The sequence below is a fragment of the Anaeromyxobacter soli genome, from assembly GCF_022808855.1.
Taxonomy (GTDB): domain Bacteria; phylum Myxococcota; class Myxococcia; order Myxococcales; family Anaeromyxobacteraceae; genus Anaeromyxobacter; species Anaeromyxobacter soli.
Map to the genome: position 1 here is coordinate 1 of NZ_JAKZLF010000064.1, position 11,553 is coordinate 11,553.

The window sequence follows — 11,553 nt, forward strand, 5'->3', positions numbered from 1 at the left end:
TCGAGTCCGCGCGCGCGGCCGAGCGGTCCGAGGCCGACGCCCGGCTCGCCGCGCTCTCCGGAGAGCGGGACACGCTCGCCGCCGAGGTGCGGCGGCTCATGGGCGAGCTCGCGGCGAAGCTCGAGCAGGCCGCGGACGCGCGGCTCGCCGCGGAGGGCGACGCGGAGGCGCTCCGCGCGGAGCTCGCCGAGGCCCGCGGCCGGGAAGAGGCGGCCCAGGCCGACCTCTCCGAGGCGAGCGGGCGCATCGAGGCGCTCGAGGCCGACGCGGCGGCGCAGGCCGAGGCGGCCGCGCGGCTCGAGGAGGAGCTGCGCCGAGCGCAGGCCGAGGCGCGCGCCTACGACGAGAAGGCGATCGCCGCCGAGCACGCGTACGAGGCCAAGGTCGCCGAGCTCGCCGCGACGGAGCAGCGGGTCCGCGATCTCGGCGCGGCGCTCGACGAGGGGCGGGCGTCCGTCGCCGGCACGAAGGGCGAGCTCGCGCGCGTGGAGGGGGCGCGGGCCGACGCGGAGCGGCGCGCCGCGCAGGCCGCCTCGGAGCGCGATCAGCTCGCGAAGGCGGGGGAGGCGGTGCGGCGGGAGGCCGACGCCGAGCGCGACCGGACGAGGCGGCTCGAGGCGGAGATCGCGCGGCTCGCGAAGCTCGAGCCGGTGGCGGAGGAGGCGGCGCGGCTGCGCAAGGAGGTCGCGACGCTCAAGGAGATGGTGCAGCAGCGGAGCGCGGCCGCCGAGAGCGCGTCGCGCGCCGCGCAGGCGGCCGCCGCGGAGCGGGCGCGGGCCGAGGAGCGGCTCGCGGTCGACACCGGCAAGCTGCAGGGAGCGACGAGCCGGCTCGAGTCGGAGCTCGCCGCGGCGCGCCGGCGGCTCGAGGAGCTCGAGCGGGAGCGGGGCGCGCGCGAGGACGAGGCGCGCCGGTCGCAGGAGAAGGGCGAGGAGCGCCGGCGCGCGCTCGCCTCGGGCGCCACCGAGGCGGAGAAGCGCCACCAGGCCGAGGCGGCGCGGCTGCGCGCGGCGATGGTGGAGCTCGAGAAGCACCTCGAGACGCGTGCGCGCGCGGAGCTCTCCCTCAAGCGGCGCGTGCAGGAGCTCGAGAAGGGGCAGGCGAGGCCCGCGCAGCCGCCCGCGCCGCGGGCGGACCCGGCGGAGCTCGCGACCCTTAAGGCGCGCGTCGCGCAGCTCGGCGAGGAGCTCGAGGAGGTCCGCGGCGAGAACGACTTCCTGAACGGCGAGGTCGCCCGCCAGCAGGCGCGCAACAAGGAGCTGCAGAAGCAGATCGACTCGCTGAAGGAGTCCTGAGCCCGCCTCTTGCGCCGCCGCGGCGACGCCGAGGCCGCCCGCGGGGGCGCAGAGGCCACGACGCGCCGTCGTCGAGGCGGGAGCGCAGCCTCCCGCGCTCCGCTCATCATCAGACCGCCGGCGGCTTCGGCTGCGCCCTCCGCGCGGCGCGGAAGAGCATGAGCGCGAGCGCGGCGAAGAAGACGACGCCGAGGAGCGCGAAGCCCTCCTCGCCGATCACGCCGCTGATGCGCGGCTCCATGTTGAGCGTCTTCTCGATGAAGTGGTTCACGCCGTCGTTCACGTTGAGCAGCGCCACGATGACGCCGGTGAGCGCTCCGCCGGCGACGAGGCCGGTCGCGAACAGGCTGCCGCCGCCGAGCTCGCCCTCCTCGCCGGGCTCACCGCGCCGCGCCGCGAGCCAGTCCACGACGCCCTTCAGCGCGCCGCCCACGAAGATGGGGAGCGTCGTCGAGAGCGGCAGGTACAGGCCGACCGCGAAGGAGAGCGACTTCACGCCGCAGAGTTCCATCGTCACGGCGAAGAACGCGCCGGCCAGCACGAAGTGCCAGTCGAGGTTCAGGGAGAGGAGGCCCTTGATGAGCGTCGCCATGAGCGTCGCCTGCGGGGCCGGGAACTTCTCCGTCCCGATCATGTGCTGCACGCCCTGCGCGGCGAGATCCGCCGTGGGCGTGTCGAGCACCTTCACGGTGAGGCCGATGACGAGGGCCGAGAAGACGGCGCCCACGAAGAGCGCGATCTGCTGGTACCGGGGCGTCGCGCCCACGAGGTAGCCGGTCTTGAGATCCTGGCTGGTGGCGCCCGCGTTCGCCGCGGCGATGCAGACCATGCCGCCCACCACGAGCGCGAGCGGCTCGTAGGCCGAGCCGGTCCAGCCCACGCCGACGAACACCATCGCCGTCGCCATGAGCGTCGCGATGGTCATGCCGGAGATCGGGTTCGACGAGGACCCGATGAGCCCGACGATGCGCGACGAGACCGTCACGAAGATGAAGCCGAAGACGATGACGAGGAGCGCCACGAGCAGCTTCTGGAGGATCGACTCGCCCGGGACCTGCGGGAGCAGGACGAGGAGGAGGACGAGCCCGACGCTGCCGATGATGACGGTGAGGAAGGAGAGGTCGCGCTCGGTGCGGCGGACGCCCGCGGCGGCGGCCTTGTCGCCGAGCGAGCGGATCGAGTCGCGGAGCGAGGCCCAGATGGTGGGCAGGGTCTTGAGCAGCGTGATGAACCCGCCCGCCGCCACGGCGCCCGCGCCGATCTGGCGGATGTAGGCGCGGTAGACCGCGTTCGGCAGGTTCGAGAAGGTGTGCGCCACCGGGTCCCAGCCGCCCGGGCCGCCGGCGGTGGCGAGGTCCTTCATGTTCCCGAGCTTCACGAGCTGCTCGGCCATGACGTCCGCGGGCACGAGCACGGAGAGGAGCGGGATGAGCGCGAGCCAGGCGAGCACGCCGCCCGCCACGAGCACGCCCGCGATGCGCGGCCCGATGATGTAGCCGACGCCGAGGTACTCGGGGGTGATCTCCCCGTTCACCGTCGCGTTCGGCAGCCACTTGTTGGTCTGACGCGTCACCCACGCCGGGCTCTCGGCGATGACGTGGAAGACCTTCTGCAGCACGGCGTAGCCGAGCGCGAGCCCGACGCCCTGGAACGCCGTCCTCGCGAACTCGCCGCCCTTGTCGCCGGCGATGAGCACGGACGCGCAGGCGGTGCCCTCGGGGTAGAGCAGCGAGCCGTGCTCCTTCACGATGAGGGAGCGCCGCAGCGGGATCATCATCAGGACGCCGAGGATCCCGCCCACGAGCGAGAGGGCGAACAGCGTCACGTAGTCGAAGTAGCCCGCGCCGATCGAGAGCTTGGTCGAGGGGTCGGTGGAGAGGAAGAGAAACCCGGGCAGCGTGAACACCACGCCGGCGGCGATCGACTCGCCCGCCGACCCCGCCGTCTGGATGATGTTGTTCTCGAGGATGGAGGTCTTGAGGAACTTCCGCCCGAGCGAGATCGCGATGACCGCGATCGGGATGGAGGCCGAGACGGTGAGCCCGGCCTTGAGGGCGAGGTAGACGGTCGCGGCGCCGAAGAGGATCCCGAAGAACGCGCCCGCGACGATGGCCTTGGGCGTGAACTCTGGGAGACGGGTGTCGTCGGCGATGTAGGGCTTGAAGTCCTTCGGCGGCGGGGGCGGGGCGGCGAACTCGGCCATTCGGGGTCCTCGCGACACGGTTCCGGGTTGCGGGGCGTCAAGAAACCACGTCTCCCGGGCGATGTCGACTCTCGGGTCAGCCGCTCCGCGCCGCCCTCCCCTCCGCACGGCGAGGCGGGATCCGCGCGCCGCATCGCGCTATGAAAAAGGCATGGCGCGCCGCTTCGGCATCTACGTGCACTTCCCCTACTGCGCGCACCACTGCCCCTACTGCGACTTCGCGGTCTCGACCGAGCGACCGCCCGAGGGCCGCAGGTACCTCGCGGCGCTCACGGCGGAGCTCTTGCTGCGCGCGCCCGCGCTCGACGGCCTCGCCGCCGTGAGCGTGTACCTGGGCGGCGGCACGCCGTCCCTGTGGGAGCCGGACGAGGTGGCGGCCCTCCTCGCCGCCCTGCGCGAGCGCTTCGCCCTGCCCGCCCCGGCCGAGGTGACGATCGAGGCGAACCCGGAGTCGACCGACCGGGCGAAGCTCCGCGCCTGGCGCGCGGCGGGGGTGAACCGCGTGTCGGTGGGCGCGCAGTCGTTCGACGCGGGCGTGCTCGCGAAGCTCGGCCGCCGGCACGGCCCCGACGCTGCGGAGCGGGCCATCCGCGCGGCGGCGGAGGAGCTCGGGAACGTGAGCGTCGATCTCATCTACGGGGCGCGCCGCTCCTCGGTGGAGACCGCGCGCAGGGACGCGGCGCGGGCCGTGGAGGCCGGGGCGACGCACGTGTCCGCGTACGCGCTGACGCTCGACCCCGAGATCATGGCGGAGGAGGTGCCCCTCGCGCGCCTGCGCCGCGAGGGCCGGCTCCCCCTCCCCTCCGACGAGGACACCGCGGCCCAGTCCGCCGCGATCCGCGCGGAGCTCCGCCGCGCCGGGCTGCGCCGCTACGAGGTCTCGAACTACGCGCGGCCCGGCCGCGAGTCCTTGCACAACCGGCTCTACTGGAGCGCCGAGAGCTACCTCGGGCTCGGCGCCGGCGCGTACGGCTGCGTGCGCGGCGAGGGCGGGTCGTACCGGTACGGGAACCTCCGCGACGCCGGCGCGTACCTCGACGCCGCCCTCTCCGGACGCGCGCCGACGGCGGAGGAGGACCGCATCGGCCCGGTGGCGGAGCGGAACGAGCGGCTGATGCTCGGGCTCCGCACGCGCGAGGGCGTGCCGCTCGCGTCGCTCTCGCCCTCCCAGGCGCGCGAGGCCGAGGGGCTCGTGGCGCACCGGCTCGCGGTCCGCCGCGCGGGCGCGCTCGTCCTCACGAGCCGCGGCCTCGACCTCCACACGTCGATCGCGGAGCGGCTCCTCGAATAGGAGAGGTGGGCATGGCGAATACCGCAGCCTTCGTGGAGCACGCGCTCGATCTCCTGTCACTCGCGGGTCCCGCCGAGGCCCGGCGAATGTTCGGCGGGCACGGGCTCTACGTCGGGGACACCATGTTCGGGCTCCTCGACGACGACGAGCTGTTCCTCAAGACCGACGCCGAGACCCGCGCACGCTTCGTCGAGGCGGGCTGCAAGGCGTGGGTGTACCCGCGCCGGGACGGCAGGGTGGAGCAGACGAGCTACTTCCAGCCGCCCGACGCCGCGCACGAGGAGCCCGAGGCGATGCTCCCGTGGGCGCGCCTCGCCATCGACGCGGCGCTCCGCGCGCGCGCGGAGAAGGAGGCCCGCGCGCGGAGGAGCGCGAAGGGGCGCGCGCCCGCGAGGCGGAAGCCGGCGCCGACGGCGAAGCCGCGCGCGCGCCGCCCGCGGTGAGGCCCGCCGGCCCGCTCACCGCGCGGCGTCGCTCAGGCGCGCCGCGGCGGCGGGATCGACGCGCCGCGCGAGCTCGAGCTCCAGCTCGACGTCCCGGTGCTCCCGCTCGTCGCGCCCCTCGAGCGTGCCCGCGATCTTGAAGAAGATCACGCGGCAGGAGCCGCCGCCGAGCTCCGTCCCCTCGACCCGGTAGCGCACGTCCGACCCGTCGAGATCGGTCTCGGCGACCCAGCGGCCCCCCTTCACGGTCCGCGTGTCGCGGGCCTGCGAGAGGAGCTGCGACACGGTTCCGAGCGGCGCCTTGCCGATCGAGACGCCGTCGTCGCTCCCGAGGTCGAAGCCGCGCTCGTCCAGGAGGCGCAGCGCCGCCGGCCACACCTCGGCGAGGGGCCGCGAGAGGCCCTGCGCGTCGAGCGCCGCGCGGAGGCGCGCCTCGCGCTGCGCTGCGGCGCAGCCCGCCGCGAGGAGCACGGCGCAGGCGAGCACGCGAGAGGGCGAGAGGCGCATCGGACGCCATCATGCGCCCGCCGCGGAGGCCTCGCTCGGCCCATCCGAGGAGCGCCGGCGGGTGGAGCCGAGAGGGTGGGAGCGCAGCGCCGCGCAGGTCGGCGCACCGCGCCGCCGACGCCGGCCGGGCGCCGCGGGACCTGCCGCGATAGCATGCTCTCCCATGCGTCGCCTCCTCGCGGTCGTCCTCCTCGGCCTCTCGATCGGCGCCGGCATCGCCGTCGTGTCCCGGATCTTCCTGCGCGAGCGGCCGCTGCCGTCGCCCCCCGCCGTGGCGACCCAGATCCGCGAGGTCGCCCGCCTCGAGACCCTGGAGGTGCGGCTCTACAAGAAGGTGAGCTTCGAGCCCGAGCCCACGCAGGCGGACTCGCTGTGGGGTGACGTCGCGGGCTGGCTGCGCCACACGCTCGCCGCGCCGAAGGGGAAGGCCATCGTCTTCGCCGACGCCTTCCTCACCCTCGACCTCGAGCGGCTGAACGCCACGAGCGTGGGCGTGCAGGGGCGACGGGTCGACGTGGTGCTCCCGCCCATCCGCACCACCATCGCGATCCGCCCCGGCGAGACCGAGATCCTCGGCTCGAACCTCGACTCGGCCGAGACGGCGCGCCTGCTCGACCTCGCCAAGGTGGCCTTCGAGCGGGAGGTCGACGGCGACGTCGCGCTGAAGGCGCGGGCGCGGGCCTCGGCGGAGCGGCACATCCGGGCGCTGCTCGTCGGGCTCGGCTTCGGGGAGGTGCGGTTCGTGGACGCGCTCCCGCCGGGCGAGAGCGCGAGCTGAATATTCTGACGGGGGCTGCGCCCTGAGGATTCGTCACATCTTCGGCTGCTGACCGGGGGAGCGGCTTCGGTCGGCCGAGCGGCGCACCACGCGCTCCGGCTGGGCATCGACGGGTCGGCACGCGCACGCCGGGAACGCTCCGGGCGGAGCACTGCGGGGCGGCAGAGCGGTGAGCGTCACCAGCGGGGGCGCAGGGGATCGGAAGCCGGAAGTACGCGAGCGGTGAGCCGTCGCTCCAGCCTGGCGACCATGCGAAACCCGCCCTCCGTTCTGCCCGGAGATTCGGTCAGCTCCGTGGCGGCCGCAAATCACGGCGCCCACATCCCCAGCTGCATGACCGGACGCAGAGGTGCCACGTCAGCGTGCGCGGGCGGCGTCGGCCCGTCGCCCGCGTCGCGCCGGAAGCGATCCATGTGCTCGCGCCCGAAGCTCCTCTCTGCGTGAAGCAGATTGTGGGCTCGGCAGGCGAGCCGAAGATTGTCGATCGTCGATGGTCCCCCGAGGGAGGCGGGTTGAATGTGGTCGAGCTCGAGCTTCCAGCGGCTCTTGCAGCGGCAGCCGTCCGGGCCGACCCAGGCGCAGCGCCCGCCGTCGCGTTTCCACACGGCCCGGCGCACTATCGCCGGGATCGTGGTCCTCGCCGGCGGCGTCTTCGCCGCGGCCTTCTTCGTCGCCGCGGCCTTCGTCGTCCCGGCCTGCTTTGCGCCCTCGTTCGAGCCTTCCTTGGCGTCCTTGGTCTTCCGCTCCGGCGCGACCGCGCCCTTGCGCTTGCCGTGCTTCTCGATGGCGCAGCGGATCGCCTCGCGGAGCACCGCCGCGAGGTCACCGTCCGGGACCTTGTGCGACAGGAGCGAGCGGAGCGTCTCGAGGTCCTCCTTGCAGGCACGGTCGAGGGTGACGCGGAGCGACCATTGGCTCTCCGAGACGGCGAGCGTCTCGGCCCGTCGCTTCGGCTCCGCGAGAGTGGGCTGGGGCGCCGGCAGCGCGCCGGCCGCAGGTCCCGGATCGAGGGTCGGCTCCGCAGGGCCGGGTGCGGTAGCCGCCTCGGCCCGCTCGGCCTTTGGGAGCTCTAGCGCTGCGCCCACCACGGCGGGCGCGCGTTCGGTGAGCTTGCGAAGGCCAGCACGCGGAGCGGTGCGCGCCTGGACGGAGACGACGAGGTGCTCGACCTCGGCCCGGGTCCGGAAGGCGGCGCGAGCGAGGAGGTCGTCCACGTTCTGCTCCGTGAGCACCTGGCCGAGGAGCGCCACGGTGGACAGGCAAAGACGCCCATCGCGCAGCGGAGCCTCGAGGATCGGGAAGCGGCGCAGCACCCGCATCGCCTGGATGCGCCGGCCGGCGGCGCCCTCCCGGAGGTGGAGCGCCTCCAAACAGTACGCCCAGAGGGACGCATGGCCGATCTCGACGAAGGCGCGGCGCCGATCGAATTCGTCGAGGTGCAGGAGGAAGTCGACCTGGACGTTCCGTTCCTCCCCGGCGAGCTCGCGCAGGCGCAGGGCGAGGACGTTCGACTCGAGAGCAGCGGGAGTGAGCGCAGACATGGGGATGCACCTCCAGTACACCCTTCGTAGCACGCGATCTTCGGAGCTCCGGAGACGCTCCAGGCTCGCGCCTGTGCGGCGTTCTCCGGCGCATCCTCGTCGTTGCCCCAAGGCGATCGGCGCGCGCTTCACGCGCGAGAAGCGTGCGCGAGAGCGGCCTTCCCGCGCCGCCCGTGTGCCTGAGCGCAATCGGGGCGAGAAGGCGTCAATGGAGAATGTTTCACCCACCGCAACTGGGACGCCTCGCCTCGCCGCGAGAAGAGCCGCGACACCGGCCGGCACTGCCGCTGGCGATAGTTGTCACCGTGGGTGAATATGGCCGACCTTCCATGACGCTCCAGCCCGTGCTCCGGGGCGAGCTGCGGAGGCGCCTTCGAGAAGTCCGCGCGCACCCCGCGCGAAGTCACTCCGTCGCCCCCCCGACACACGGCGAGACGCTCGCCTGCTCCGCCGCCCTCCCCCGTTCGACGGGGTCCGAGCACGAGCGCGTGCGCGGATCCCGTCGATGCCCGAATCCGACATGCGCACTGAAGCCGTCGTCGAACCACCCGCCGCTCGTCCGGCGAGTACCTGCACTTGTGATGAATGACTAGTGGCTGCGCCCCGCCCCACCGACGTCTGGACGCCGTCGTCGGAGCCCCACCCGGCTCGCCGGGTCCCGTGCGCCGCCGCGAGCGGCTTCGCCGCTTCCGCGGCGTCGCCCCGGCGGGCTCGCTTCGCGCGCCTATTCGCGAATCATGATCGGCCGTTTACCAGCGAACAGCAGCACTTCACGGCCGGAAGACCGCCGGGTCGTCCTGGATCGCGTCGACCGCGGCCGCGAAGCCGGCGAAGTCCCCGTACCGCTCGGGCGCGATCCGGCCTCGGGCGAGGTCGAGCCGCTCCTCCCGCACGAGCGTGCGGCCGTCGGCGCGCTCCGTGCGCTCGAAGGTGCCGAAGGGCGTCTCCACCTTGCGCGCCGCCGCGGCGCGCGCCGAGAGCCCCGCGGGCGCGATGATCTCCACCCGGGAGGTGCCGCGCTCCGGCGTCGGCAAGAGCAGCGCCGTGCGCCGCGAGGCGACCTGCACGTACCGCGACGCAAGCCGCGCCGGGAACACCTGCGCGTCGACCACGACGCCGCCGTCGGCGGCGCGGGCCAGCTCGGGCGCGGAGCCTCGCCAGCGGATCCCGAGGGGCGCGGCGGGATCGTCCTCGCCCTCGATCGTCACGTCCTGCACCGCGAACCCGCCGAAGGTGCGCGAGAGCATCGCCTCCACCGCCTGGCGGCGCTCGGTCGCGTCGAGCTTCTCGAGCGCGGCCTTGGCGGCGGCGGCCATCGCGCCGAAGTAGCGATCGGTCCCCTCCACGTCGGCGCCGCCGTCCGTGCCGAGCGCGATCCGCACCGTCACCTGGCGCTCCTCGGGGACGAGCGCGCGCGCGGGCGTGTGCTGGAGCTCGAGCGCGTCGCCCGGCTCGGGCAGGACGAGCGCGTCCACGTCGAGGACGCTCGAGGGCAGCGCGCCGAACGGCGCGAGCCGGAGCGACGGATCCAGCCAGAAGGTCTCCTTCCCCGCCTCGACGCGCAGGAGCGGGTGCGTGAACTCGCCGGGGTTCGGGAAGCGGAAGGCGACGGCGCTCGCGGAGAACGGGCGCGCGAGCGCGATGCGCGTGCGCAGGCCGAGCTCGGAGAGGAGCGCCTTCAGGAGCACGAGCCGGCTCCCGCGGCCGCGCGACAGGACCGCGCTCGCGTCCTCGCCGAGCGCGCTCGTCGAGCCGAGGACGGTCCGCGCGACGTGGGCGTAGGCCGCGCGCGCGAGCGCGGCCGGCGGGGCGCCCGGCCCCGCCGAGGTGCGGAGCTCCCGGGCCAGCGCGCGGAGCTCCTCGGTGGGCTTCGTCCGCTCGAGGGCGCCGTCGCCGAGGGCCCGCTGGATGGCGGCGCGGTCGACCGCCGCGCCGACCTGCACGAAGGGCAGGTACTCCTGCATCGGCACCGCCTCGGGCTCGGGCACGAACGCCGGCACCTCGGTGCGGAGCGCGCGCATCACCTCGCGGCCCCCCTCGCGCTTCACCTCCGGGGCCGGCATGCCGTGCGCGTCCACCTCGAGGCCGAGCCCCTCGGGCGCGGTCACCACGTAGGTGGAGCGGAAGAGCGGCACGCCTCCCACCTGGAAGTAGAACGGGTCGGCGACGTAGCCGCCGCCGACGCCCGGCACCGCGCGCAGGTGCTCCACCTCCACGTAGTCGCCGGGCTCGAGGCCGGCGAGCGACACCGACCCCTTGGACGCGCCGGCGCGCTCGGGCTCCACGGTGCGGCCGCCGGGCTTCACCGTGCGGAGCACGAGCACGTCCGCGCCGTGGGGGACCGTAACCTCGCCGAACTCCTCCACGCCCTGCTGGTCGAGCACCTTCACGACCTGGTGCGTGCGCTCGATCGCGGCGCCCCCCGGGAGGACCTCGATCGCGGCGGCGTCGAGCACCATCGCCGCGGAGGTCGCGCCGCGCGGGCGCGCCCGCTCGTACGCGCGGATGGCGGCCTTGCCGTCCTCGGCGGCGCCGTCGAGCACCTCGTGCCCGTCCTGGAGCGCGAGCGCGCGCCGGAGCGCGAGGTCCGCGCCGTCGAGGAGGAGGGCCCGCTCGCGGAGCGCGCGCGCGGCCGCGGCGTCCCCGGCGAGCTCCGTCACGTCGGCGAGCTTCTTCGCGACGCGCGGGCTGCGCGGCCAGAGCTCCGCGACGACGCGGAGCGCCTCGACCGCGCCGGCGGGGTCGTTCGCCCCCACGAGCGCGCCCGCGCGTGACAGGGCGGGCTCGATGGCCCAGGGCCGCGCCGCCGACACCGGCGCGAGCGCCTCGGCGGCGCCGCGCGCATCCCCGCGCCGGCGCAGGTGCTCGGCGACGCGCGACGCGCCGTCCCGGCACTGGGCGATCGCGCGCAGGCGGGCGTCCTCGTCCGCGACCGCGCGGCGGCGGCCGGCGAGCGCATAGGCCAGGCCGGCGGCGCCGCACCGGCCGCTCTCCGCGACCGCCTTCACCGCGAGCTCCTCGGCGAGGACGCCGAGCCCGCGCGCCTCGGCGACGCGGGCCTTCGCCTCGAGCGCGGCACCCCGCGCCGCCGCCTGCGGGGCGAGCCCGGCGAGCACCGCGTCCGCGTCGTCGAGCCGCTCGGAGCGGCGGAGGAGCTCCGCGAGCAGGACGCGCGCCTCGGCGTCGTCCCGGTCGCGCTGGAGCGCCTCGCGCAGGTCGGCCTCGGCGCGCGCGCGGCCCACCTGGTCGTCGAGCGTGTCGTCGTCCTGGGTCGCCACGGCGCGCGCGACGCGCAGGGTCGCCGAGGCCGGCACGCGGGCGACCGCCCCGGCGAGCAGCGCCTTCGCGCCCTCGCGGTCGACCTGCGTCGCGTCCCGCGCGGCGAGGAGGGCGCCGAGCGCGAACCCGGCAGAGGGCTCGAGCGCGGCGGCGAGCGCGGCGGGGCCGCCGAGCGGCGCGCCGACCCGCGGCGCCGGGCGCGCCGGCGGCGCCGCG

Annotated in this window: 7 protein-coding genes and 1 pseudogene; 4 read left to right on the plus strand and 4 right to left on the minus strand. The window is 75.1% G+C overall.

Annotation, left to right across the window (positions count from 1 at the left end):
* Window positions 1-1,295 (plus strand): annotated as a pseudogene (locus MLV88_RS23475) (response regulator); the annotation flags it as partial.
* 109 nt (window positions 1,296-1,404) lie between these two features.
* On the opposite strand, the gene MLV88_RS23480 reads toward MLV88_RS23475, so the two are convergent.
* Window positions 1,405-3,498: an OPT family oligopeptide transporter gene (locus MLV88_RS23480; protein WP_243338773.1), complete on the minus strand. Its 2,094-nt coding sequence runs from the start codon at window positions 3,496-3,498 to the stop codon at window positions 1,405-1,407.
* Window positions 3,499-3,649: 151 nt separating this feature from the next.
* On the opposite strand from MLV88_RS23480, the gene hemW reads away from it, so the two are divergent.
* Both hemW and MLV88_RS23490 read left to right on the plus strand, forming a co-directional pair.
* Window positions 3,650-4,789, plus strand: a complete 1,140-nt coding sequence (gene hemW / locus MLV88_RS23485; protein WP_243338777.1) for a radical SAM family heme chaperone HemW — start codon at window positions 3,650-3,652, stop codon at window positions 4,787-4,789.
* A gap of 11 nt (window positions 4,790-4,800) precedes the next feature.
* Window positions 4,801-5,232, plus strand: coding sequence for a TfoX/Sxy family protein (locus MLV88_RS23490; protein ID WP_242341376.1), 432 nt, complete (start codon window positions 4,801-4,803; stop codon window positions 5,230-5,232).
* Window positions 5,233-5,247: 15 nt separating this feature from the next.
* Here the strand turns inward: MLV88_RS23490 and MLV88_RS23495 are convergent, their stop codons facing one another.
* A complete protein-coding gene (locus MLV88_RS23495) occupies window positions 5,248-5,739 on the minus strand; it encodes a hypothetical protein (protein WP_242341377.1) in 492 nt (163 codons plus the stop codon).
* Between the two features lie 163 nt (window positions 5,740-5,902).
* Between MLV88_RS23495 and MLV88_RS23500 the strand changes: the two genes are divergently transcribed.
* Window positions 5,903-6,517, plus strand: a complete 615-nt coding sequence (locus tag MLV88_RS23500) for a DUF4230 domain-containing protein (RefSeq protein ID WP_242341378.1) — start codon at window positions 5,903-5,905, stop codon at window positions 6,515-6,517.
* A 308-nt stretch (window positions 6,518-6,825) separates the two neighbouring features.
* Here MLV88_RS23500 and MLV88_RS23505 read toward each other — a convergent pair whose 3' ends face one another.
* A complete protein-coding gene (locus tag MLV88_RS23505) occupies window positions 6,826-8,058 on the minus strand; it encodes an HNH endonuclease (protein WP_242341407.1) in 1,233 nt (410 codons plus the stop codon).
* Between the two features lie 770 nt (window positions 8,059-8,828).
* A partial coding sequence (locus tag MLV88_RS23510) for a DUF3857 domain-containing protein (protein ID WP_243338780.1) occupies window positions 8,829-11,553 on the minus strand: 2,725 nt, incomplete at its 5' end.

Excerpts from the sequence above, each read along its gene's own strand:
- MLV88_RS23480 (WP_243338773.1), bottom strand. The coding sequence starts at position 3,498 with ATGGCCGAGTTCGCCGCCCCGCCCCCGCCGCCGAAGGACTTCAAGCCC.
- hemW (WP_243338777.1), top strand. The coding sequence starts at position 3,650 with ATGGCGCGCCGCTTCGGCATCTACGTGCACTTCCCCTACTGCGCGCAC.
- MLV88_RS23490 (WP_242341376.1), top strand. The coding sequence starts at position 4,801 with ATGGCGAATACCGCAGCCTTCGTGGAGCACGCGCTCGATCTCCTGTCA.
- MLV88_RS23495 (WP_242341377.1), bottom strand. The coding sequence starts at position 5,739 with ATGCGCCTCTCGCCCTCTCGCGTGCTCGCCTGCGCCGTGCTCCTCGCG.
- MLV88_RS23500 (WP_242341378.1), top strand. The coding sequence starts at position 5,903 with ATGCGTCGCCTCCTCGCGGTCGTCCTCCTCGGCCTCTCGATCGGCGCC.
- MLV88_RS23505 (WP_242341407.1), bottom strand. The coding sequence starts at position 8,058 with ATGTCTGCGCTCACTCCCGCTGCTCTCGAGTCGAACGTCCTCGCCCTG.